The organism is Streptomyces sp. NBC_01197, assembly GCF_036010505.1.
Classification (GTDB): Bacteria; Actinomycetota; Actinomycetes; order Streptomycetales; family Streptomycetaceae; genus Streptomyces.
In genome coordinates this window covers 5499610-5521372 of the sequence record NZ_CP108569.1, presented here as the reverse complement: position 1 = coordinate 5521372, position 21763 = coordinate 5499610, and the positions used below count along the sequence as shown (strand labels likewise).

The 21763-nt window shown below is 71.3% G+C and carries 22 protein-coding genes and 3 pseudogenes; 13 read left to right on the top strand and 12 right to left on the bottom strand.

Annotated features, from left to right (window positions below):
- The first annotated feature begins 65 nt into the window (after positions 1-65).
- A complete protein-coding gene (locus tag OG452_RS25410; protein ID WP_327297885.1) occupies positions 66-887 on the top strand; it encodes a serine hydrolase domain-containing protein in 822 nt (273 codons plus the stop codon).
- A gap of 4 nt (positions 888-891) precedes the next feature.
- Here OG452_RS25410 and OG452_RS25405 read toward each other — a convergent pair whose 3' ends face one another.
- Positions 892-1140, bottom strand: coding sequence for an ATP-binding protein (locus tag OG452_RS25405; RefSeq protein WP_405560769.1), 249 nt, complete (start codon positions 1138-1140; stop codon positions 892-894).
- A 3-nt stretch (positions 1141-1143) separates the two neighbouring features.
- The gene (locus tag OG452_RS25400) at positions 1144-1815 is read right to left on the bottom strand and encodes a TetR/AcrR family transcriptional regulator (protein WP_327297884.1); all 672 of its coding nucleotides are present in this window, start codon (positions 1813-1815) and stop codon (positions 1144-1146) included.
- A 100-nt stretch (positions 1816-1915) separates the two neighbouring features.
- On the opposite strand from OG452_RS25400, the gene OG452_RS25395 reads away from it, so the two are divergent.
- Positions 1916-2881 carry an NAD(P)-dependent alcohol dehydrogenase gene (locus tag OG452_RS25395; RefSeq protein WP_327297883.1) on the top strand — a complete coding sequence of 322 codons (966 nt, stop codon included), beginning with the start codon at positions 1916-1918 and terminating at the stop codon, positions 2879-2881.
- 23 nt (positions 2882-2904) lie between these two features.
- On the opposite strand, the pseudogene OG452_RS25390 reads toward OG452_RS25395, so the two are convergent.
- The 3 genes and pseudogenes from OG452_RS25390 to OG452_RS25380 all read right to left on the bottom strand — a co-directional run.
- A pseudogene (locus OG452_RS25390) lies at positions 2905-3051 on the bottom strand (IS5 family transposase); the annotation flags it as partial.
- Positions 3052-3247: 196 nt separating this feature from the next.
- Positions 3248-3400, bottom strand: a complete 153-nt coding sequence (locus OG452_RS25385; protein WP_327297882.1) for a hypothetical protein — start codon at positions 3398-3400, stop codon at positions 3248-3250.
- 225 nt (positions 3401-3625) lie between these two features.
- Positions 3626-4165: a cupin domain-containing protein gene (locus tag OG452_RS25380; RefSeq protein ID WP_327297881.1), complete on the bottom strand. Its 540-nt coding sequence runs from the start codon at positions 4163-4165 to the stop codon at positions 3626-3628.
- A 223-nt stretch (positions 4166-4388) separates the two neighbouring features.
- Between OG452_RS25380 and OG452_RS25375 the strand changes: the two genes are divergently transcribed.
- The gene (locus OG452_RS25375) at positions 4389-5000 is read left to right on the top strand and encodes a TetR/AcrR family transcriptional regulator (protein WP_327297880.1); all 612 of its coding nucleotides are present in this window, start codon (positions 4389-4391) and stop codon (positions 4998-5000) included.
- 136 nt (positions 5001-5136) lie between these two features.
- Here the strand turns inward: OG452_RS25375 and OG452_RS35480 are convergent.
- The 3 genes and pseudogenes from OG452_RS35480 to OG452_RS25365 all read right to left on the bottom strand — a co-directional run.
- A pseudogene (locus OG452_RS35480) lies at positions 5137-5335 on the bottom strand (IS1380 family transposase); the annotation flags it as partial.
- Between the two features lie 13 nt (positions 5336-5348).
- A pseudogene (locus tag OG452_RS25370) lies at positions 5349-5674 on the bottom strand (transposase); the annotation flags it as partial.
- A gap of 110 nt (positions 5675-5784) precedes the next feature.
- On the bottom strand, positions 5785-6441 hold the full coding sequence (locus tag OG452_RS25365; protein ID WP_327299770.1) for a pirin family protein: 657 nt from the start codon (positions 6439-6441) through the stop codon (positions 5785-5787).
- A 62-nt stretch (positions 6442-6503) separates the two neighbouring features.
- On the opposite strand from OG452_RS25365, the gene OG452_RS25360 reads away from it, so the two are divergent.
- The 5 genes from OG452_RS25360 (at position 6504) to fabF (ending at position 11419) form a co-directional block, all read left to right on the top strand.
- The gene (locus tag OG452_RS25360) at positions 6504-7703 is read left to right on the top strand and encodes a PucR family transcriptional regulator (protein WP_327297879.1); all 1200 of its coding nucleotides are present in this window, start codon (positions 6504-6506) and stop codon (positions 7701-7703) included.
- 89 nt (positions 7704-7792) lie between these two features.
- Entirely contained in the window at positions 7793-8731 is a 939-nt protein-coding gene (locus OG452_RS25355; RefSeq protein ID WP_327299769.1) for an ACP S-malonyltransferase, read from the top strand.
- Between the two features lie 15 nt (positions 8732-8746).
- Positions 8747-9751 (top strand): ketoacyl-ACP synthase III, encoded by a 1005-nt coding sequence (locus OG452_RS25350; protein WP_327297878.1) that lies wholly within the window; start codon positions 8747-8749, stop codon positions 9749-9751.
- Positions 9752-9832: 81 nt separating this feature from the next.
- The gene (locus OG452_RS25345) at positions 9833-10081 is read left to right on the top strand and encodes an acyl carrier protein (protein WP_327297877.1); all 249 of its coding nucleotides are present in this window, start codon (positions 9833-9835) and stop codon (positions 10079-10081) included.
- Between the two features lie 75 nt (positions 10082-10156).
- Positions 10157-11419 carry a beta-ketoacyl-ACP synthase II gene (gene fabF, locus OG452_RS25340; protein ID WP_327297876.1) on the top strand — a complete coding sequence of 421 codons (1263 nt, stop codon included), beginning with the start codon at positions 10157-10159 and terminating at the stop codon, positions 11417-11419.
- Between the two features lie 92 nt (positions 11420-11511).
- On the opposite strand, the gene OG452_RS25335 is transcribed toward fabF, so the two are convergent.
- Both OG452_RS25335 and OG452_RS25330 read right to left on the bottom strand, forming a co-directional pair.
- Positions 11512-12387: an NAD(P)-dependent oxidoreductase gene (locus OG452_RS25335; protein ID WP_327297875.1), complete on the bottom strand. Its 876-nt coding sequence runs from the start codon at positions 12385-12387 to the stop codon at positions 11512-11514.
- Positions 12388-12451: 64 nt separating this feature from the next.
- Entirely contained in the window at positions 12452-12946 is a 495-nt protein-coding gene (locus OG452_RS25330; protein WP_327297874.1) for a DUF3145 domain-containing protein, read from the bottom strand.
- Positions 12947-13232: 286 nt separating this feature from the next.
- Here OG452_RS25330 and OG452_RS25325 point away from each other — a divergent pair, with 286 nt between their 5' ends.
- Together OG452_RS25325 and OG452_RS25320 are read left to right on the top strand one after the other, a co-directional pair.
- The gene (locus OG452_RS25325; RefSeq protein ID WP_327297873.1) at positions 13233-14138 is read left to right on the top strand and encodes an SGNH/GDSL hydrolase family protein; all 906 of its coding nucleotides are present in this window, start codon (positions 13233-13235) and stop codon (positions 14136-14138) included.
- A gap of 9 nt (positions 14139-14147) precedes the next feature.
- On the top strand, positions 14148-15122 hold the full coding sequence (locus OG452_RS25320; RefSeq protein WP_327297872.1) for an aldose epimerase family protein: 975 nt from the start codon (positions 14148-14150) through the stop codon (positions 15120-15122).
- Between the two features lie 32 nt (positions 15123-15154).
- Here OG452_RS25320 and OG452_RS25315 read toward each other — a convergent pair whose 3' ends face one another.
- Complete coding sequence (locus OG452_RS25315; protein ID WP_327297871.1) at positions 15155-17608, bottom strand: beta-glucosidase family protein; 2454 nt, start codon at positions 17606-17608, stop codon at positions 15155-15157.
- A 253-nt stretch (positions 17609-17861) separates the two neighbouring features.
- Between OG452_RS25315 and OG452_RS25310 the strand changes: the two genes are divergently transcribed.
- A complete protein-coding gene (locus tag OG452_RS25310) occupies positions 17862-18437 on the top strand; it encodes a TetR/AcrR family transcriptional regulator (protein ID WP_327297870.1) in 576 nt (191 codons plus the stop codon).
- 35 nt (positions 18438-18472) lie between these two features.
- Here OG452_RS25310 and OG452_RS25305 read toward each other — a convergent pair whose 3' ends face one another.
- Positions 18473-19360: an EI24 domain-containing protein gene (locus OG452_RS25305; RefSeq protein ID WP_327297869.1), complete on the bottom strand. Its 888-nt coding sequence runs from the start codon at positions 19358-19360 to the stop codon at positions 18473-18475.
- 193 nt (positions 19361-19553) lie between these two features.
- Between OG452_RS25305 and OG452_RS25300 the strand changes: the two genes are divergently transcribed.
- Entirely contained in the window at positions 19554-20711 is a 1158-nt protein-coding gene (locus OG452_RS25300; RefSeq protein WP_327297868.1) for a mandelate racemase/muconate lactonizing enzyme family protein, read from the top strand.
- A complete protein-coding gene (locus OG452_RS25295) occupies positions 20708-21727 on the top strand; it encodes a zinc-dependent alcohol dehydrogenase (protein WP_327297867.1) in 1020 nt (339 codons plus the stop codon). Before OG452_RS25300 ends, OG452_RS25295 begins: the two co-directional genes overlap by 4 nt.
- The last annotated feature ends 36 nt before the right edge of the window (positions 21728-21763 follow it).

The following is a 21763-nucleotide window of genomic DNA, read 5'->3' as shown; positions in this document are numbered from 1 at the left end:
GTTTGGATCAGGCCGGATCAGGGAGCGGGATCCGATCCAAACGAAAGGCCCTAAGCTCGTCCCTCATGAAGAGCCTGGCGACGACCGAGAACTGGCCGGTACCCGCGGTGGCCGCCGCCGTCGTACGAGCGGACGGCGGCGTCGCCGGTACGGTCGGCCCGACCGCGCGCCGCTTCCCGCTCGCCTCGGTCACCAAGCCGCTCGCCGCGTACGCCGTGCTCATGGCGTACGAGGAGGGCGCGGTCGAGCTGGACGAGCCCGCGGGCCCGCCCGGGTCCACGGTCCGGCATCTGCTCGCCCACACCAGCGGTCTCGCCTTCGACGAGAACCGGGTGATGGCGGCCCCCGGTGAGCGCCGGATCTACTCCAACGCGGGGTTCGAGGCGCTCGGCGACCACATCGCCGCGGCCACCGGCATCCCGTTCGCCGAGTACCTTCGCGAGGGCGTGCTCGAACCGCTCGGGATGGCGGACACCTCGCTGGACGGCTCCCCCGCGAAGGACGGAGTGTCCAGCGCCGACGACCTGGCCCGGTTCGCCGCCGAGCTCCAGGCGCCCCGACTGCTCGACCCGCGCACGGTCGCCGAGGCAACCTCGGTGGTCCACCCGGGGCTCAAGGGCGTGCTGCCCGGCTACGGTCTGCAGAACCCGAACGACTGGGGCCTCGGCTTCGAGATCAGGGGCGCCAAGTCCCCGCACTGGACGGGCAGTTCGTCGTCCCGGCGCACCTTCGGCCACTTCGGCCAGTCGGGTACGTTCCTCTGGGTCGACCCGGGTGCGGGGGCCGCCTGTGTGGCACTGACCGACCGGGACTTCGGACCGTGGGCGATCGAGGCCTGGCCGCCGTTCACCGAGGCGGTGCTGGCGGAGCTGGCCTCCGAGCGCTGAAGGGTCACTGATCGGCCACCTTCGAGGTCAGGCACTCGAACCACACCGTCTTGCCACACCCGTCGCGGCGCGGTTCAACGCCCCACCTGTCGGTGAGAGCGTCGACCAGGACCAGCCCCCGCCCGCCCTCGTCGAGTTCGTCACCGACGGCCGCGCTGGGCAGTTGGGGCCATCCGTCCGCGCCCTCGACCCGCACGCCTCCGGCGGGGAGCGAGAAGATGAACGTTGACGGCGTCGCGCACGAGACCGTCATCAATCATGGCCGCCGCCCCTGGGGGCTGGCAGTTGCAATCGGGAGGCTGCGCAGTGTCAGCGCACTCGGCGGGGGCAGCGGTTTGTTGGCCGTGTCGGTGCGGAACGACTGGAGCAGATAGGCCACCAGGCGCCGGGACGCTGCATCATCATCCGGTAGGGCGGTCAGCAGACCGCAGTGCGCCAACAGGACCACGGCGAGGTCGGAAGGGTGAAAATCGGCCCGCAGCGCGCCCGACGTCTGGGCCCTGCGTACCAGGGTCGCGAAGTCCCGCTCGGCTCGTTGCCGGGACTGCGCGTGTTCCGACGAGCTTTCCGGGAAGGCCGCGACGAACGCGGCCGGGAACCCGCGTTCCTTCCGTTGCAGAGCGCAGACCGTCTCGACCAGTTGCTGGAAGGCCTGCCACGGGTCAGGGGCGGCCAGAGCCTCGGTGAGCGCCCGCGCGCAGGTCTCCATCTGCTGCGCGAACGCGCCCCTCACCAGAGCGTCCCGGGTCGGGAAATGCCGGTACAGCGTCGCCACGCCGACCCCGGCCCGTCGGGCCACGGTCGCCATCGGTGCGTCGATCCCGTGCTCCGCAAAGACCGCACGGGCAGCGACGAGGACGCGCTCCCGGTTGCGCCGGGCGTCCGCCCGCACCCCGTCCTGGGCTGTGATCCAAGAGGATTCCGCCATCATTGTCTCTCACTTCCGACCCAATCGGACGATTGCGTCCACTTAAGAGCTTACGGTCGATGCCGTCCCCTGTACGGCCCCCGGCGGCAAAGGCAGAACGATGAACGACCGCATGATGAAGGCAGTGCTCTACGACCGCTACGGCGGCCCCGATGTGCTCTACACGGTCCGCGTGCCACGCCCAGAGCCGGTCCCCGGCGAGGTCCTTGTGAAGGTGCGCGCGTTCAGCGTCAACGGCGGCGAGCTGGCAGCCCGTGCCGGCCGTCTCCGCCTCCTGAGCGGCCGGAAATTCCCCAAGCGCGTCGGCTTGGACTTCACCGGCGAGGTCGCCGCACTGGGTGCCGGAGTCACACGGTTGGCGACCGGCGACCGCGTATGGGGGATCTTGGGCCGCACCTCCGGGTTCGGCAGCGCCGCCGAGTACGTGACCGTGCCCGCCGAGCGGGTCGGCCAGCTCCCCGACGGCCTTGACCTGGTGGACGCCGCCGCGCTGCCGGTGGCCACCACGGCCATCACCGCGCTGCGGGACAAAGCCGGGCTGCGCCCCGGCGAACGACTCCTCGTCCGGGGCGCGGCGGGCGGTGTCGGCAACGCCGCCGTCCAGCTCGGACGGGCGTACGGCGCCGAGGTCACGGCCCTGGCCCGCGCAGCCAACCTCGACTTCGTCCGCGGGCTCGGCGCGCACAAGGCCGTCGACCACCGGACCGTGCACCCGGCGGAACTGGGCTGCTTCGACGTGGTCCTGGACACCGCGGGGACCGACCTGCGGGCCTTCCGGCGCCTACTGAATCCCGGCGGGCGCATGGTCACCATCGCCTTCGACCTGAAACGGCCCGCTGCGTCGCTCGGCTACCTCGCGGCCAGCACGGTCCACGGACGCGGTCGGGTGCGCTTCTTCAGCGGCAACCCCACGCGGGCGGACTTCGACGACCTCGCCCGCCATGTGGTCGAGGGGACGCTGAGTCCTGCGGTGGACACGGTCTTCCCCCTGGAGGAGACAGCAGCGGCGCACCGGGCGCTGGAGACGGGCGGCGTCCAGGGCAAGTACGTGGTCAGGGTCGCGTAGGACGTCTGTGAAGGTGGCCCGATGCGGGGCACGCGGATCTTCTCCAAGACGGGTTCGAACTGCGGTGAGTCCCCGCGCTGCCCAGCGGTCACCACGATCGACATGGGTTTTTGGCCCTGCTCGACGGCCAGGTGCAGGTTGGTGGTGAACCCGCCGCGCGAGCGTCCCAGCCCGTGACCACCGGCGAGCTGGGGCCAAAGCCCCGGATGCGCCGGCTCTCCTGCTGGCGTCAGCACAGTTCTGCGGCTGCCGTCCGCAGTGCGTCCAGGGCGGCCTTCGTATGGGTCGGCAGCTCGCCGGGGTCCTGGTCGCGCGCCGGGTCCGCCCACTGGGCGAATCCGATCTCGAACGGTCGGAGAGGACCGGCTACTCAGGTGCGGGGACGGCGAAGAGATCGAGAACGCTACTGACAGTGAGGGAGTTGCCCATCAGGACCGCGATGTCAAAAAGGCCCTCCTCACCGAAGGTGGACAGGGCCTGGTCGTAGAGCGCCTGCTCGCTGCTCGATGTGATGCTCAACGGTCAGTTGACGCGCGACAGCAAAGACAAGCTCTGCCTCGCGACCGAGCTGTTCGGGGGAGCGACCCGCAGCCAGTGCGTCCGCACCGCCGGTGGAAATCCCCGCGCCTCTGGTGCTGGCCTCCAACGGTCGCGCGTTCTCCTCTGCCACCGCCAACTCAGACGGTGGCAGAGGAGAGCATCGAGTCCCGAGGCCGGCCGGCCATGCCCCTGGGGTGCGCGGGACTAACGGGTTGTCGTGCGGTCCGCGCCGACTGAGACAGCGACGAGCGTGCAGGGCTCGGTGCCGTAATTGCGCCACACGTGCCGGGTGCCGTTCTGTACGACCACGTCGCCCGCCCGCAACACGGCTCGCTCGCCGTCGTCGAGTTCGAGCGTGGCCGTGCCTTGCACGACCATCAGGTAGTCCATCGTGTCGGTGGTGTGCATCCCTGAGCCGTCGGGCTCCATTGAGGCCATCATGCCTGGCATCTGCCGCTCCAGCTCGGCGGTGGCTGCGGCTGCGTCCACGTCCGGGGGTGGGGTCACCCCCTCCGGAGGATGCGTAATGATCACGAAGCGCGATCCCTCACGCGGTGGGAAGTACGTCTCGACGCCGCTGGGCGACCCGTCGTCCGGGAACGTGGGCGGCTCGTCTCGTCCCCACAGCCGGTAAGCGGCGAAGCCGGGCGTCAGCGCAGAGATGATCGGCTCCACGTTCTGGTCGTCGACCACGCGCGACCTGCCCTCGTTGTCGTGCCCGGTGACGACCCGGCGAACCGTCATGCTCCCACCCCGCGAAAGACCACAGCGCCCTCCTCGGCCATCCCCGGCGTCGTGGCCGGCCCGATGCCGGTCGATCCGCGGGCGACGAAGGCCGTCCGGCCGGTCAGACGTCCCATGATTTTTCTCCTCGAATCCGTCCTGACAAGGCTCTGGTGATGAGTCTCAGTCTCAACACCATATACATTGACGAGACCCAGTCTCAACGCGCCGCTATGATGGGGTCATGGCCCGCTGGCAACCGGACGCGCACGCCCGGCTAGAGGAAGCCGCCCTCGAGTTGTTCGCCGAGCGCGGGTACAAGGCGGTGTCGGCCGCCGAGATCGCCGGCCGCGCCGGACTGACCAAGGCGACGTTCTTTCGACACTTTCCCGACAAGCCCGAGGTGCTGTTCTGGGGCCAAGACCTGCTCGCCGACACCTTCCGGCAGACCATCGCTGACGGCGCGCCAGGTGCCTCGCCGCTCGAGCTGGTGCGTGCCGCGGTCCTCGCCGTCGATCCCGTTTTCGACGCCGACCGGCACCGCCATGCCGCGACCCGTCAACGCCTGATCGCTTCCTCGGCGTCCTTGCACGAGCGCGCCGTACTCAAACGCGCCGCGCTTGCCCAGACGATGACCGAAGCGCTGCAGGCTCGGGGCGTCGCCGCCGGGACGGCCGAGCTGGCCGGACTGGCCGGCACCGCGGCGTTCGGCGCGGCATACGCGCGCTGGGCCGCAAGCCCGGCCTATCGCGGGTTCGCCGGCCTCGCCCGCCGCGAACTCGACCGGATCGTCAACGCCGCAGTCGGCCTAAGCCAGCCGGCCTCGATCGTTCATGAGGGGCCGTCAGCTTGTTGATGGCCCTTCGTGGTGAGTACCGGTGGGGTTTTTCGGAGTCTGGGCAGGTTGAGCGTCCGACTGTCGCCCGGGTGGGCGCCGGGTTCCACCGCTCCGGTCGGGGTAGTGCTGCGCGCGGGGATGGGAACGCTGCTGGTCAGCCGTGGTTCGAGAGGGCGTGGAGCCGGTCCAGGGCATCGATGATCACGCCGGTCCATGGCCAGTGCCTGACGAGGTGGGAATAGCGGCGGTCGGCCGGTGGTGACGAGCTGAGCAGCGGTGGAGAACAGCCGCAGGCGGCGGGGCTCCCAGAGCCGGGCTTGGCCGGTCAGGGCGAGCAGGGGCATCCAGGCCAGCGGGGCAACGGACCTGATGTCCACCCGAGGCCGGCTTGCTGATCAGCCGGGAACCGTGGGGTCGGAGGCCACCTTGCCCGAACACGGCCGGCTCGGCCCACAACATGCCCACACATCGACCAGGCAGTCCCCGCTCAGCGCCACCGCGAGCGCGACATCCAGCAGGATCTTGCCCGGCTCGTGGACTGCCCGCGGCCAGCGCCACGGCAGGAGCACCGCCGATATAGCCGCATCCAGACCGGTCTTGGGGCCCGTCTCGGCCAGGAGCAAGACCCCGGCCTGCGAGACGACTCTGCGACCGGCGCCCTCGACCCGGACACCCGCACGCAAGCCGCTCAGGCGCTTGCCGTTATCGGCGGAACGCCCCGTTCCGAGTAGTGCTCATCCGAGAGAAGCCGCCGTTCCGGTATTGGCCGATCCTGGGCCACTCCCGTCCGGGGCCGCCCGCCTCAGACCGTCTCCAGCTCCCAGAGCAGCACCTCGGCCGCCGTGTCCGCCAGCAGGTCCAGACCCTGCTCACCGGTGATCCGCACCGCGTCCCCGGGGGCCAACCCCGTCTCCCCCAGCCGCACTTCACCCCGTACGACATGCAGATACACCCCCGCCGCGTCCGGCACCGCCACGCGCTCGCCGGGGGACGGTCTGCGGACGGAGAGCAGCGCGCCCGCCGCGGGGACCGCGAAGGGCGTGGCGTCCGCGATACCTCGCACGGTCTCGTACGACGGCTCGCCGCCCGGCTCCTGGGGTGCCAGCCACATCTGTACGAAGACCAGTGGCTCCGGGCCCTCGTTGCGCTCCTCGTGGCGGACCCCGCCGGCCGACGAGAGGTGCTGGACGTCTCCGGCCCGTACGACCGTGGCACCGCCCGTCGAGTCGCGGTGGGTCAGCTCGCCCTCGACCACCCAGGTGACGATCTCGGTGTGGCTGTGCGCGTGTTCACCGAAGCCCGCGCCTGGCGCGAGCCGCTCCTCGTTGCAGGCCAGGACCGGTCCGAAACGCAGGTTGTCCGGGTCGTAGAAGGTGCCGAACGAGAAGGCGTGGCGGGAGTCGATACCGGCCGCCGGGTCGCCTCCGCGGTAGCGCTCGCCGGAGCGCCGTACATCCATCACGCCGCCCACCGTAGCCCCGCCACGCCACGCCCGGGTCCCGATAAGGCAGTCTTGTCCACGTGCCCCGATCCGATGCCGCGCCACCCGGACCCCCTCCCGCACATCCGCATGCCGCGACGCTGAAGCGACTGGAGCAGGCCTCCGGCCGGCTCTCGGCGAACGCCATCGCCCGGATGGACGAGACGTTGCCGTGGTACCGGGCGATGCCACCGGAGAACCGGTCCTGGATCGGTCTGGTCGCCCAGGCCGGGATCGCGGCGTTCACCGAGTGGTTCCGGCACCCCGAGGCCCCCCAGGCGATCTCCACCGATGTCTTCGGCACCGCCCCGCGCGAGCTGACCCGGGCCATCACGCTGCGGCAGACGGTCGAGATGGTGCGCACCACGATCGAGGTTATGGAGACCGCGATCGAGGAAGTCGCGGCCCCCGGCGACGAGTCGATCCTCCGCGAGGCGCTGCTGGTCTACGCCCGGGAGATCGCCTTCGCGACCGCCCAGGTGTACGCGCAGGCCGCCGAGGCCCGCGGCGCCTGGGACGCCCGGCTGGAGTCCCTGGTGGTCAACGCGGTGCTGTCGGGCGAGGCCGACGAGGGCGCCGTCTCCCGCGCCGCCGCGCTCGGCTGGAACTCGCCCGACCATGTCTGTGTGATTCTCGGCACCGCCCCCGAGGGCGACAGTGAACTGACCGTCGAGGCGATCCGCCGCGCCGCTCGGCACGCCAAGGTGCAGGTGCTGACCGGGGTGCTCGGCAACCGGCTCGTCGTCATCGCGGGCGGCAACGACAATCCACTCCAGGTCGCCAAGGCCCTGATCGGCCCGTACGCGGCAGGGCCGGTGGTCGCCGGGCCGATCGTGCCCGACCTGCTCGCGGCCACCCGGTCCGCGCAGGCGGCGGCCGCCGGGCTCAAGGCCGGTTACGCCTGGCAGGACGCGCCGCGCCCGGTGCTCGCCGACGATCTGCTGCCGGAGCGCGCCATCGCGTCGGACCCCTCGGCGCGTGAGCAGTTGGTGGAGGAGATCTACAGACCTCTGGAGGAGGCGGGATCGGCCCTCCTGGAAACGCTGAGTGTCTACCTGGAACAGGCGAGCAGTCTGGAAGGCGCGGCCAGGATGCTCTTCGTACACCCCAACACCGTTCGTTACCGGCTCCGACGTGTGACCGACGTCACCGGTTGGTCACCCTCCGATGTGCGCTCCGCATTCACTCTGCGCATCGCTCTGATCCTGGGGCGCCTGGCCGACGGGGATACGCAGCTCTAGACTTTTGTCGGACACCAACAATTACCCCGACGGTTCTTCGTCCCTCTCCCCACGGGCATCCGGAGCCGTCCACAAGAGAGAGTGTGAGGGTGCTCGTACTCGTCGCTCCCGGCCAAGGCGCTCAGACGCCCGGCTTCCTGACTCCCTGGCTCGAACTTCCCGGTGCCGCCGACCGCGTCGCCGCGTGGTCGGACGCCATCGGGCTCGACCTTGTCCACTACGGCACGAAGGCCGACGCGGACGCCATCCGCGACACCGCGGTGGCCCAGCCGCTGCTGGTCGCGGCCGGTCTGCTGTCCGCTTCCGCGCTGGGCGACTTCGTGCCCGACGCCGTCGCAGGACACAGCGTCGGTGAGATCACGGCCGCGGCTTTCGCGGGCGTCCTCGACGACGCGGCGGCCCTCGGTTTCGTACGGACCCGCGGGCTGGCCATGGCCGAGGCCGCGGCCGTCACGGAGACCGGGATGGCCGCGCTGCTCGGCGGCGACCCCGAAACCGTGCTCCCGCACCTGGAGAAGCTCGGGCTGACCCCGGCGAACGTGAACGGCGCCGGCCAGATCGTCGCCGCGGGCACCGCCGAGCAGATCGCCGCGCTCGTCGACGACAAGCCCGACGGGGTCCGCAGGGTCATGCCGCTCAAGGTGGCCGGTGCGTTCCACACGCACCACATGGCTCCGGCGGTCGCCGGACTCGGCAGGGCGGCGCAGGACCTGGTCGTCGCCGACCCGGCCGTCCCGTACATCTCGAACGCCGACGGCGAAGTGGTCGCGACCGGCCCCGACGTCATCGCCCGGCTGGTCAACCAGGTCTCGAACCCGGTCCGCTGGGACCTGTGCATGGAGACCGCCCAGCGGCTGGGCGCGACCGCGCTCATCGAGGTCTGCCCCGGCGGCACACTGGTGGGCATCGCCAAGCGCGCCATGCCCGGCGTGCGGACGCTGGCGCTCAAGACACCCGATGACCTCGACGCGGCCCGCGCCCTCATCGCCGAGACCCAATCACCTGCCGCTGACGCGGCGGGGGCCTAAGGAGCCCGAGAGAGCATGGCGAAGATCAAGCCCAGCCAGGGCGCCCCGTACGCACGGATCATGGGCGTCGGCGGCTACCGTCCGACCCGGGTCGTGCCCAACGAGGTGATCCTGGAGACGATCGACTCGTCCGACGAGTGGATCCGCTCCCGCTCGGGAATCGCGACCCGCCACTGGGCATCCGACGAGGAGACCGTGGCCGCGATGTCCATCGAGGCCTCCGGCAAGGCCATCGCCGACGCCGGGATCACCGCCGACCGGATCGGCGCCGTGGTCGTGTCGACGGTCTCGCACTTCGCACAGACCCCGGCCATCGCCACCGAGATCGCCCACAAGCTCGGCACCGACAAGGCGCCCGCCTTCGACATCTCGGCGGGGTGCGCCGGCTTCGGCTACGGGCTGACGCTCGCCAAGGGCATGATCGTCGAGGGTTCCGCCGAGTACGTGCTCGTGATCGGCGTCGAGCGGCTCAGCGACCTCACCGACCTGGAGGACCGCGCGACGGCCTTCCTCTTCGGCGACGGCGCGGGCGCGGTCGTGGTCGGCCCGTCCCAGGAGCCGCACATAGGCCCCACGGTATGGGGCTCGGAGGGCGACAAGTCCGAGACGATCAAGCAGACCGTGCCGTGGTCGGACTACCGCGACGGCAAGGGCCGCGCCAAGTTCCCCGCGATCACGCAGGAGGGCCAGGCGGTCTTCCGCTGGGCCGTGTTCGAGATGGCGAAGGTCGCTCAGCAGGCCCTGGACGCGGCCGGTATCGAGGCGGCCGATCTGGACGTCTTCATCCCGCACCAGGCCAACATGCGGATCATCGACTCGATGGTGAAGACCCTCAAGCTGCCGGACCACGTCATGGTCGCCCGTGACGTGGAGACCACCGGCAACACCTCCGCCGCCTCGATTCCGCTCGCGATGGAGCGGCTCCTGGCGACCGGTCAGGCGAAGAGCGGCGACACCGCGCTGGTCATCGGCTTCGGGGCGGGTCTCGTCTACGCCGCGACTGTCGTTACCCTCCCCTAGGGCATTCCGGAGGAATCCGGTTCGCTCGAACACCCCGAGCAGTCCCCGACACACACCGCTACACATCGAAGGAGCGCCAACATGGCCGCCACCCAGGAAGAGATCGTCACCGGTCTCGCCGAGATCGTCAACGAGATCGCCGGTATCCCGGTCGAGGACGTCAAGCTGGACAAGTCCTTCACCGACGACCTGGACGTCGACTCGCTGTCCATGGTCGAGGTCGTCGTCGCCGCCGAAGAGCGCTTCGACGTCAAGATCCCGGACGACGACGTCAAGAACCTCAAGACCGTCGGCGACGCTGCCGATTACATCTCGAAGCACCAGGCCTGACCCAGGCCCGCGGCTGACGCCACCCGGCGGTGGCGCCGTGATTCAGATCCCTCTACACGTGGAGAAGAAATTCCAGTGAGCCCGACCAATCGCACCGTGGTCGTCACCGGTATCGGCGCAACCACACCGCTGGGTGGCGACAGCGCATCGACCTGGGACGGTCTGCTCGCAGGCCGTTCCGGCGTCAAGCCGCTCACCGGCGAGCGCTTCGCCGAGCTCCCGGTCCGCATCGCCGCCCCGGTGGCTGTCGACCCGAGCGAGGTCCTGGCGCGCCCCCTCGCCCGCAAGCTGGACCGCTCGGCCCAGTTCGCCGTGATCGCGGCCCGTGAAGCCTGGTCCGACGCGGGCTTCACCGCGAAGGCCGGCGAGGACGACGCCATACACCCCGAGCGCCTCGGTGCGGTCGTCGCCTCCGGTATCGGTGGCATCACCACCCTGCTCGACCAGTACGACGTGCTCAAGGAGAAGGGCGTACGCCGCGTCTCCCCGCACACCGTCCCCATGCTCATGCCGAACGGCCCGTCCGCCAACGTCGGGCTCGAACTCGGCGCGCAGGCGGGTGTTCACGCGCTGGTCAGCGCGTGCGCGTCCGGCGCCGAAGCGGTCGGCTACGCGGCCGAGATGATCCGCTCGGGCCGTGCCGACGTCGTCGTCGCCGGTGGTACCGAGGCGACCATCCACCCGCTGCCCATCGCGGCCTTCGCCAACATGATGGCGATGTCCAAGAACAACGACGACCCCGAGGGTGCCTCCCGCCCGTACGACAAGGGCCGCGACGGCTTCGTACTCGGCGAGGGCGCCGGCATCGTGGTCCTGGAGTCGGCCGAGCACGCCGCCGCGCGCGGCGCCAGGGTCTACTGCGAGCTCGTGGGCCAGGGCCTGTCCTCGGACGCCCACCACATCGCGCAGCCGGAGCCGACCGGTCGCGGTATCGCGGCGGCGCTGCGGCACATGCTGGAGACCACGGATCTGAAGCCCTCCGAGGTCGTGCATGTCAACGCGCACGCCACGTCGACCCCGCAGGGTGACGTCGCCGAGATCAAGGCGCTCCGCCAGGTGCTGGGCGACGACCTCGACCATGTCGCCATCTCCGCGACGAAGTCGATGACCGGGCATCTGCTCGGCGGCGCCGGCGGCATCGAGACCGTCGCCACGGTGCTCGCGCTGTACCACCGCACGGCTCCGCCGACCATCAACGTCGACGAGCTGGACGAGGACGTCAACGCGGACATCGTCCGGGACAAGCCGCGGACGCTGCCGCAGGGGCCGATCTCCGCGGTCAACAACTCGTTCGGGTTCGGCGGTCACAACGTGATGCTGGCGTTCCGCTCGGTCTGATCACCCGGCACGCGGCGCGCCGTACACACACCACACAGGCCCGTCCCTCCCCCGTCCGGGAGGGGCGGGCCTGCCTGGTTCGGGGCCCTGTCTCAGGCCTCGAAGCTCGCGAAGTACGACGCGGCCATGTCGTCGTCTCCGTGCCCCAGCGCCCCGGCCCGGCGGAACCGCTCGGCGCCCGCGGCTGCCACGTCCAGCCGCACACCCGCCGTGCGTCCCGCCTCGACGATCAGCCGGGCGTCCTTCGCCGCCGTGGTGACCGAGAAGCTCGGGGTGTAGTCCTCGGTGACGATCGCCTGTGCCTTGAGGTGCAGATAGCCGCAGTCGAGCGAGCCGCCGCCGACCGCGTCCAGGAAATTCGCCGGGTCCACGCCAAGACCGGCCGCCAGCGCGAGTGCCTCCGCCGTGCCGTGAGTGAGGGTCAGCACCCAGCTGTTGCAGACCAGTTTGAGCCGGGTGGCCGCTCCCGTGGTGCCGTCGTCGCCGACCCAGACCGTACGGGAGCCGATGGCGTCCAGGACGGGTGCCACCTCGTCGCGTACGGAGCCGGGGCCGGCCGCCAGGACCGTGAGCTGCCCCTTCTCCGCCGGGGCCTTGGTGCCGAGGACCGGAGCGTCCACGAAGACCAGCCCGCGCTGCCTGGCCAGCGCGGCGAGCGGGAGGAGCCCCTCGGTGCCGGCGGTGGTGGACTGCAGCCAGACCGTCCCGGCGCTCAGCGAGGGCCCGGCCGCGGTCATCGCTTCGAGCGCCGCCGCGCCGTCGTACACCATGGTGATGATCACGTCCGCGTCCTCGACGGCCTCACCTGGAGTGTCGGTGACGTGGGCGCCCACCCCTGCGAGGGGTTCGGCCTTGGAGCGGGTCCGGTTCCAGACGCGGACGTCGAGCCCGGCGTGGCAGAGGTTGCGGGCCATCGCGGCGCCCATGATGCCCGTACCGAGAACAGCTACTGAGGTGTTGTCAGCCATGGCCCCACCGTAAAGGGGATCAGGGCGTTCCGTCCGGACCAGGGCCTTTCCTCCGGGACGGGACCTATACGACCTGGTGCAGCCAGCGCACCGGCGCGCCCTCGCCCGCATACCTGAACGGCTCCAGCTCGTCGTCCCACGGCTTGCCGAGCAGTCGCGCGATCTCGGCCTCCAGATCGCTCTCGCCGGCCAGCGAACGGGCCAGTGCGGCCCGCAGCCGGTCCTCGGGGATCAGGATGTCGCCGTGGATTCCGGTGACGGCGTGGAAGATGCCCAGCTCGGGCGTGGCGCTGTAGCGCTCGCCCTCGGCTGCCGGGCACGGCTCCGACGTCACTTCGAAGCGCAGCAGATTCCAGCCACGCAGCGCGGAGGCGAGCTGGGACGCGGTGCCCGTGCCGCCCTTCCAGGAGAATTCGGATCTCCAGGTGCCGGGAGAGGCAGGCTGCCTGATCCAGTCGAGATTCACCCGCGCACCGAGAACACCCGCCACGGCCCACTCGACGTGCGGGCACAGCGCGCGAGGTGCGGAGTGCAGGTACAGAACTCCACGTGTCGTCACCGGGACCTCCAGTGCGGTTCGAGGTTCGCCTTCCCCAGCGGCCTCTCGCCCGTTCTGCCCCGGGGTACAACAGTAAACAGCATCGGGAGTTAATCTCCTGAAATGGGACAGTATGTGACGTGACGTAATTTACCGGAGCGGGTGGGCGAAGTTGTCACTGCTTCGACGGGGAAAAACTACCGCGCGGTGGCCTGCCCCGTGTGACGTACTGTCGGTCCCAGCCCCGTTGAACACACAGCTTTCACTCGGCAGGACGCCCGGGTCGGCCACTTGGAGGGTCCAGAGGGTGCAGAGGAAGCCGGAATCCGCCCGGAGCCGCCGCAGCCGCACCGCTGTCGCGGGGCTGACGGCGGCACTCGTCCTGCCGCTCGGCGCGCTGGCCGGTTGTGACTCTTCCAACAGTGGCGCGAAACATGCGCAGGGGCATCGCGGTGCGTCCCCCGCACCCGCCCCGGCCTGGGACAGGTCCCCCCGGTCGGTCGCCGCCGTGGGCGATTCCATCACCCGTGGCTTCGACGCCTGTTCGGTGCTCTCCGACTGTCCCAAGGTCTCCTGGGCGACCGGTTCCGACACCCGGGTGCGCAGTCTGGTCTCCCGGCTCGGGGTGAAGAAGGGGTGGAACGACGCCAGGACCGGGGCCCGGATGGCCGATGTGCCGGCCCAGATCGGGGCCGCGGCGGCGCACCGGCCCGAGCTGGTGACGATCATGGCAGGTGCCAATGACGCGTGCCGGGACTCGGTTTCGCACATGACACCGGTGGATGAATTCCGGACCTCGTTTGCGACGGCGCTGAAACGGTTGCGCACGGCGCTGCCCAAGAGCGAGGTCTATGTGTCGAGCGTGCCGGACCTGAAGCGGCTGTGGTCGCAGGGGCGCGGCAATCCGCTGGGCAAGCAGATCTGGAAGCTGGGGATCTGCGCCTCGATGCTGCGGGACGCCGACGCGATGGACCCGGCGGCCGTGAAGCGGCGCGACGCCGTGCGGGACCGGGTCGTCGCTTACAACACGGTCCTCAGGGACGTGTGCGCGACTGACACGCACTGCCGTTACGACGGCGGCGCGGTCTTCGGGTTCCGGTTCACCGGAGCGCAGCTGAGCCCCTGGGACTGGTTCCACCCCGGCAGGGACGGCCAGGAGCGGCTGGCTGAGATCGCGTACCGCAACGTCACGGCCGCGCGGCCCCCGGCGTAGGGTCCCGGCATGAGCAGCGCGCAGCCGGAACCCTTCGGCCGTCTCCCGGACGGCACCCCAGTCCACCGCTGGACCCTGGAGCGCGGCGGCACCCGGGTGCGCGTGCTCACGTACGGCGGGATCGTGCAGTCGGCCGAGGTGCCCGACCGGGCGGGCGCGGTGGCCGGGGTGGCGCTTGGGTTCCCGGACCTGGCCGGTTATCTGGCCTTCCCCGGGCCGTACTTCGGGGCGCTGGTCGGGCGGTACGCGAACCGCATCGCGGGCGGCGTGTTCGAGCTCGACGGGCGGACGTACCGGCTGCCCCGCAACAACCCGCCGAACAGCCTGCACGGCGGCGACCGGGGCTTCGACAAGCGGGTGTGGGACGCGGAGGCGACCGATCACGGAGTGCGGCTCTCGCGGGTCAGCCCGGACGGCGAGGAGGGCTTCCCGGGGCGGCTGGCCGTCTCCGTGACGTACAGCCTGACGGAGAGCGGTGCGCTGCGGATCGCGTACGAGGCGACGACGGACGCACCGACCGTGGTGAGCCTGACCAACCACTCGTACTGGAATCTGGCCGGTGCGGGCTCCGGCAGCGCGGCCGGGCACGAACTGCGGATCGGAGCCTCGCGGGTGACGCCCGTGGACGCGGAGCTGATCCCGACCGGCGAACAGGCGCCGGTGGCGGGGACTCGCTTCGACTTCCGGCAGGCCCGGGAGGTGGGCCTCGGCTACGACCACAACTATGTGCTGGACGGTCCGGAGGCGGCGGAGCTGTCCGACCCGGCGTCCGGGCGCGTACTGACGATCACGACCAGCGAGCCGGGGCTGCAGCTCTACACCGGTGACCACATCGACGCCGGTCCTTTCGGGCCGGGCGCCGGGATCGCGCTGGAGACCCAGCGCTTCCCCGACGCGCCGAACCGGCCGGAGTTCCCTGGTGCGGTCCTCCGGCCGGGCAGCGCGTTCGTCTCCGAGACGGTGTACGGGTTCTCCGTACGGTAGGTGGGCGGACGGTAGGTGTACGCGCCGGTCCCTCAGCAGGTGACCGTGGCGGTCAGCCTGGTGTCCGTGAGGGAGCGACCGGTGCGGATCTCGTACGTTCCGGGGCGCCGCGCCCAGGTGTCGGCCGACTCGTCCCAGGTCTCGAAGGCCCGGGAGGAGAGCGCGACGGCCACCTCCACGGTCTCCCCCGGCGCCGCTTCCAGTGTGGCGAAGCCGGCCAGCTGCCGGGCGGCCCGGTCGGTTCCGGGGTCGGCCGGGGCGACGTAGACCTGGACCGTTTCGCGCCCGGTGCGGGTGCCGGTGTTGCGGATACGGACGGTGGCGGTCGTGGCGGTCGCCTGCAGGGACTCGTAACCCCACTCCGTGTAGCCCAGACCGTGGCCGAAGGGGTACGCCGGCGTCGTACCGGCCCGGTCCCAGGCCCGGTAGCCGATGAACACGCCCTCCTCGTAGGGGAGTTCACCGCCGACCGGTTCGACCCGGCGGACCGGGGCGTCCTCCAGGGCCACCGGCCAGGTGGTGGGCAGGCGCCCGCCCGGCTCCGCCGCCCCGATGAGTACGTCGGCGAGTGCGGCGCCGCCCTCCTGGCCCGGGAACCAGCTGAGCAGCACCGCCGTCACGTCCTCGCGCCAGGGCAGTTCCACCGGGGAGCCCGCGTTGACGACCACGACCGTGTTCGGATTGACGGCCGCCACGGCGTGCACCAGGTCGTCCTGGCGGCCGGGGAGCCTGAGGTCCTTGCGGTCGAAGCCCTCGGACTCGACCTCCTCGGTGGTGGCGACGACCACCACGGCGGTGTCCGCCTCGCGTGCGGCGGCCACGGCCTCGGCGATCAGTTCGTCGGGGTCGCGCTGCGGGGCACGGTGCATGAGGGAGAAGCCGATGGCCTGGAGCCGGGCTGCGGGGCTCTTGAACACGGTGTACTCGAAGGTGATCGCGACCGACTCGCCGGCGGTGAGGGTGGCGGTGCCGCGCTCGACGGGTGCGCCGAAGACCGCTGCGAACGGATCGGCCTCGTCGCCCGGCAGCTCGTCCCCGTCGAAGAGGACCTGCTCGCCCACGGTGAGCCGGAAGCCGCCGAGCCCCCTGGTGCCGAAGGTGTGCTCGCCGCTCTCCCTGGGCGTGAACGTGCCCGTGATCTCGATGGTGTGCAGCGTCTCGTGGGTCACTCCTTCGGGCAGGTCGCTGCCCACCCACTGGATGCGTCCGCCGGGCACCGACGCGACGCCGATGGTGCGGCCCGCCTTGTCGCGGCAGACCGCGCGCAGGGCGAACCCCGGCCCTGCGGTGGCCAGTTGACCGCTAGGGTCGGCGCCAAGGGCGTAGCTGACAGCGCCGTCGGGGAGCACGGCCGTCAGCCCGTCGAGCGGGGAGACCACCCGGGCGGGGAAGACGGTGGCCGAGCCGCCGCCGAGGATGCGGGCGTCACGGGCGGCGGCGCCGATGAGCGCGACCTTGCGGGTCTTCGACGCGTCGAGCGGGAGCGCGCCGCCCTCGTTCCGTACGAGGACGAAGGCGCGGCGTGCGATCTCGCGGGCCAGCTCACGCCCGTCGGTCTCCGGCGGCAGCTCGGTGACGACCGGCGGCGCGCCGTCGAGGACGCCGACCCGCGCGGCGAGCCGCAGGACGTTCCGTACCGCCTCGTCGACCGCGCTCGCGGGGACCTCGCCCGCTCTGACGGCGGCGGCCAGCGGCTCACCGTACGGGGTGGCGGGGCCCGGCATCGCGACATCGAGGCCGCCGAGGACGGCGCCGGCGGTGGAGCGCGCGGCCGTCCAGTCCGAGACGTTGAATCCGTCGAACTGCCACTCGCCGCGCAGGACTTCGTTGACGAGGTAGCGGTGCTCGGTCATCGTCGTGCCGTTGACCGTGTTGTACGCGGTCATGATGCCCCAGGGGCGGGCGTTCCTGACGATGGCCTCGAACGGCGCGAGGTACAGCTCGCGCAGCGGGCGCGGGGCGATGAGGTTGTCGACGGTGAAGCGGTCGGTCTCCGCGTCGTTGCCGACGAAGTGCTTGACGGTGGTGCCGACGCCGCCGCCCTGCACACCCCGGACGTAGCCGGTGCCGATCTCGCCGGTGAGGTACGGGTCCTCGGAGTAGCACTCGAAGTGCCGCCCACCGAGCGGGGAGCGGTGCAGGTTGACGGTCGGCGCGAGCAGGACGTGCACCCCCTTGCGGCGCGCTTCCTGGGCGAGGAGCACCCCGGCCCTGCGGGCGAGTTCCGGGTCCCAGGTGGCGGCGAGGGCGGTCGGTGACGGCAGGGCGATGGACGGGTCGTCGGCGGTCCAGCGCACCCCGCGTACCCCGATCGGGCCGTCCGACATGACGAGGGACCGCAGCCCGATCTCCGGGATCGCCGGGAGGCTCCAGAAGTCCTGACCGGAGAGCAGCCGGGCCTTGGTGTCGAGGTCGAGCGCGCCGAGCGCGGCCTCGACCGCGGCCTCGCGGACCGGGTCCGCGTCGTTGATGGGGGTGGCTGCCACCGTCGTACCTCCGCGTTGCGAGTGGTGAAGTGCTGAAGCCCTGAGCCCTGAGCCCTGAAGTGCTGAGCCTTGAAGTGCTGAAGCCGCCGTCCGGCGCGTGATGTATCCATCCTGGCGCTCGTGCCGGTAGATCGGTAGGTTTCGTCACCTCTTCGTGATGATCGATGCCGTACGGTCCTCGGGGGGTGAGCACCTACGGAGAATGCGTACGGGGAGCACGTACGGAGAGCACGTACGGGGAAAGGAGCCGGTGATGGGGAGCGCGAGAGGCGAGGGGCGCCGGGCGGAGATCCTCCGTGCGGCCCTTGAGGTCATCGCGGAGCGCGGCTACCGGGGCACGACCCTCGGCGCGCTCGCCGAGCGCGTGGGCCTCACCCAGCAGGGGCTGCTGCACTACTTCCCGAGCAAGGACGCGCTGCTTGTCGCCGTGCTGGAAGCGCGCGACCGCTGGGACCCGGGCGCGTCCGCGCGCTCCGGCGAGGCCTGGCCGCTCGAACTGCTCGGCTCACTGGTGGAGTACAACGCGATGCGGCCCGGGATCGTTCAGACCTTCGCCGCACTGCTCGGCGAGAGCGTCACGGACGGGCATCCGGCGCGGGAGTTCTTCACCCGCCGCTATGTGCAGGTGCGGGGGTCGATGGCGGCCACCCTGCGCGGCGAGTTCGGGGACCGGCTGCCGAGCGGGCTGACGCCGGAGGAAGTGGCACCACTGCTGGTGGCGGTGATGGACGGCCTGCAGTACCAGTGGCTGCTCGACCCGGAATCGGTGGACATGCCCACGGCTTTCCGGGCCTTCACGACGCTGCTCGCCGGTGGTGCGGCGGGATGACGCACGGGCGGCCGACCGGCGCTACCAGGCAGGGGCTACCAGGTACGGGAGGGGGCAGGCGGGGGCGTGGTGGGCGCGGGCGCGCCGCCTGGTGAACCCCCGGGCGCGCCTCCCGGACCGGCGGCACCGCCGGCGCCCGGTCCCGCCACCGCGTCCGGCCCCGGTACGGCATCCGGCTCCGGCGCCGTCTCCCCCGTCAGGTCGCGCGCCATCAGCGTCGCTCCCGCCACCGCGCCCGGCATGAGGAACACCGCGACCAGCGGCACCAGGAAGCAGAGCGTCAGCGGGACCCCGAAGCCGAGGGTGAGCAGGCGGCGCCTCTTCAGCAGGGCCAGCCGCTCCCGGAACTCCATACCGCGGCGCTGCAGCGCCACCGCCGTCAGCTCCTCGGCCAGGAAGAAGCCGGACACGCAGAAGCCGATCGCCGGGACGACGGTCTGGCCGACGAACGGGAGGAAACCGGCGGCGAAGAGCAGGAGGCCGTAGAACGCCACCCGCACCAGGATGCGGAGGCTGTCGCGCGCGGAGATCCACAGTTCGCGCCAGAGCGGAAGGCCGGAGCCGGGGACATCGGCACCCTCCGACGCGTCGACCCGCTCCGAGAGCGCCTCGTAGAAGGGCTGGCCGACCAGCAGGGTCATGGCGGTGAACGAGACCACGGCGAGCAGCAGCGCCAGCGCCCAGAGCAGTATGGTCAGAAAGCCCCGCAGGAGGCCCGGCCAGGGCGTGCTCCAGGTGTCGGCGAACGGTGTCGCCCAGGCGACGGCGTCATCCGCCCAGAACGCGAGCGCGACCAGCGCCGCCACGTAGAGGACGAGCGTGATCAGCCCCGGCAGCAGCCCGAATCCGTACTGCTTGCCGCGTACGCCGACCCAGCGCTGGCCCTTCACCAGATAACCGAAACCCGCCCCGAGATCACCCATGCGCGCAGCCTATCGGGGGCCGGCACGGCCGGGTCCGGCACCGGTCGGCCCCCGCACCGGCCGGTCCCCCCTCCTGCCGACCGGAACGGAGCTGTTGACGCAGGCCCATTGACGTTGCGCACGTCACCCCATTACGGTCACGCCAGGATTTCGAACGAGTGACGAAATATCGAACACGTCGGGGGCAACTGCCGTGCGCATCACCGGAATCAGCACCCATGTCGTCGGGACTCCCTGGCGCAACCTCACCTATGTGCAGGTCCACACCGACGAGGGCCTCACCGGCGTCGGCGAGACCCGGATGCTCGGGCGGACCGACGCGCTCGTCGGCTATCTGCGGGAGGCGGCCGCCAACCACATCGAGGGCTCGGACCCGTTCGCGATCGAAGACCTGGTCCGGCGGATGAAGTACGGGGACTACGGGCGGGCGGGCGAGATCGTCATGTCCGGTATCGCCGTCGTCGAGATGGCCTGCTGGGACATCAAGGGCAAGGCGCTCGGTGTCCCCGTCTGGCAGCTGCTCGGCGGCCGGGTCACCGACCGGGTGAAGGCGTACGCGAACGGCTGGTACACCACCGAGCGCACGCCCGAGGCCTACCACCAGGCCGCCCTCGGGGTGGTGGAGCGGGGCTACCGCGCCCTGAAGATCGACCCGTTCGGGACCGGGCACTACGAGCTGGACCAGGCACAGACGAACTACTCGGTCTCGCTGATCGAGGCGGTGCGGGACGCGATCGGCCCGGAGACGGAGCTGATGCTGGAGATGCACGGGCGGTTCTCGCCGTCCACCGCGGTCCGCCTCGCCCGTGATCTCGCGCCGTTCAGGCCCGCGTGGCTGGAGGAACCGGTCCCGCCGGAGAACCTCAGGGCGCTGGAGAAGGTCGCGGCGAAGGTGGACATCCCCGTCGCGACCGGTGAACGCATCCACGACCGGATCGAGTTCAGGGAACTCTTCGCCTCGCAGGCGGCCGACATCATCCAGCCGGACGTCGGCCACATCGGCGGCATCCTGGAGACCCGCAAGCTCGCCGCGACGGCCGAGACGCACTACATGCTGGTCGCCCCGCACAACGTGGGCGGCTCGGTACTGACGGCGGCGACGCTCCAAGTGGCCGGTTGCACACCGAACTTCAAGATCCTCGAACACTTCAATGACTTCGCGGACGCCGGTATCAAGGCGGTCGTGAAGGGAGCACCGCAGGTCGTGGACGGCTACTTCGAACTGCCGGACGCGCCTGGCCTGGGTGTCGAGCTGGATGTGGACGCGGCCGCCGAGTTCCCGCAGCAGCAGGCCAGGTTCGACCTGTGGGCGGACGGTTGGGAGAAGCGTTCGCCCGGGACCGCCGGATGAGCGGCGGCAGCCGTGCCGTCGTGGTCGATGCCCCGGGCTCCGTCCGCCTGGTGAGCGGCGACCGGCCGGAGCCCGGCCCCGGCGAGGTCCGGATCCGGGTGGCGGCCGCCGGGATCTGCATGAGCGACCGCGAGGTGTACGACGGCCGGCGCGACCCGGCCTATGTCCGCTACCCGGTCACGCCCGGCCATGAGTGGTCGGGGAGCGTCGACGCGGTGGGCGAAGGGGTGGACCCCTCCCTCACCGGGCGCCCGACGGTGGCCGAGGGCTTCCGGGCGTGCGGGACCTGCGAACGCTGCCGGGCGGGCGAGACCTCGCTCTGCGAAGGCGGGTACGAGGAGACGGGGTTCACCTGCCCCGGGGCCTTCGCCGACCATCTCGTCGTCCCCGCCCGGCTGTTGCACCCACTCGCGGACGGGGCGGATCTGCGCGCCGCCGCGCTGCTTGAGCCGGCCGCCGTGGTGGCCGCCGCGGTGCGGGCCGGACGGCCCGAGCCCGGCGAGCGGATCGCCGTGGTGGGCGCCGGCACCCTCGGGCTGCTCGCCGTACAGCTCATCGCCGCGGCCGCCCCCGCCGTACTCACCGTCATCGACCCGCGCACCGGACGGGCCCGACTGGCTACGGATCTCGGAGCGAGCGAGGTGTGCACTCCGGCGGAATCGGCGTCCGGGCGCGGCAGTTACGACCTGGTGGTCGAGACCGCCGGGGCGCCCACCACCGCCGCCGACTCCTGTCTCCTCGCACGGCGCGGCGGCCGGGTGGTACTCACCGGGATGTTCACGCCGGGGGCCACCGGAATCGACCCGGTGCATCTGGCGCTGAGCCAGCTCACCGTGCGGAGCGTCTTCGGCGCGCCCTCCGCCGCGTGGTCCTTCGCCGTACGGGCGTTCACCGCCGGGATTCTCGATCCGGGGCCGCTGATCACCCATGAATTCCCGCTGGAACGGTACGCCGAAGCCGTCGCACTCGTCGGAGGCGGTGGCCCGGAGACCGGGAAGGTGCTGCTGCGCCCATGAGCCGAACCGGTCCGCGGCAGCGGACCATGACCGGTC

What these genes read in the sequence shown, in the direction of transcription:
- OG452_RS25295 (WP_327297867.1), top strand. Translation starts at nt 20,708, where the DNA reads ATGAGCGGCGGCAGCCGTGCCGTCGTGGTCGATGCCCCGGGCTCCGTC.
- OG452_RS25400 (WP_327297884.1), bottom strand. Translation starts at nt 1,815, where the DNA reads ATGGCGGAATCCTCTTGGATCACAGCCCAGGACGGGGTGCGGGCGGAC.
- OG452_RS25365 (WP_327299770.1), bottom strand. Translation starts at nt 6,441, where the DNA reads ATGGATGTACGGCGCTCCGGCGAGCGCTACCGCGGAGGCGACCCGGCG.
- OG452_RS25335 (WP_327297875.1), bottom strand. Translation starts at nt 12,387, where the DNA reads ATGGCTGACAACACCTCAGTAGCTGTTCTCGGTACGGGCATCATGGGC.
- OG452_RS25320 (WP_327297872.1), top strand. Translation starts at nt 14,148, where the DNA reads ATGAGCAGCGCGCAGCCGGAACCCTTCGGCCGTCTCCCGGACGGCACC.
- OG452_RS25405 (WP_405560769.1), bottom strand. Translation starts at nt 1,140, where the DNA reads ATGACGGTCTCGTGCGCGACGCCGTCAACGTTCATCTTCTCGCTCCCC.
- OG452_RS25395 (WP_327297883.1), top strand. Translation starts at nt 1,916, where the DNA reads ATGAACGACCGCATGATGAAGGCAGTGCTCTACGACCGCTACGGCGGC.
- OG452_RS25350 (WP_327297878.1), top strand. Translation starts at nt 8,747, where the DNA reads ATGGCGAAGATCAAGCCCAGCCAGGGCGCCCCGTACGCACGGATCATG.
- OG452_RS25345 (WP_327297877.1), top strand. Translation starts at nt 9,833, where the DNA reads ATGGCCGCCACCCAGGAAGAGATCGTCACCGGTCTCGCCGAGATCGTC.
- OG452_RS25410 (WP_327297885.1), top strand. Translation starts at nt 66, where the DNA reads ATGAAGAGCCTGGCGACGACCGAGAACTGGCCGGTACCCGCGGTGGCC.
- OG452_RS25305 (WP_327297869.1), bottom strand. Translation starts at nt 19,360, where the DNA reads ATGGGTGATCTCGGGGCGGGTTTCGGTTATCTGGTGAAGGGCCAGCGC.
- OG452_RS25380 (WP_327297881.1), bottom strand. Translation starts at nt 4,165, where the DNA reads ATGACGGTTCGCCGGGTCGTCACCGGGCACGACAACGAGGGCAGGTCG.
- OG452_RS25310 (WP_327297870.1), top strand. Translation starts at nt 17,862, where the DNA reads ATGGGGAGCGCGAGAGGCGAGGGGCGCCGGGCGGAGATCCTCCGTGCG.
- OG452_RS25375 (WP_327297880.1), top strand. Translation starts at nt 4,389, where the DNA reads ATGGCCCGCTGGCAACCGGACGCGCACGCCCGGCTAGAGGAAGCCGCC.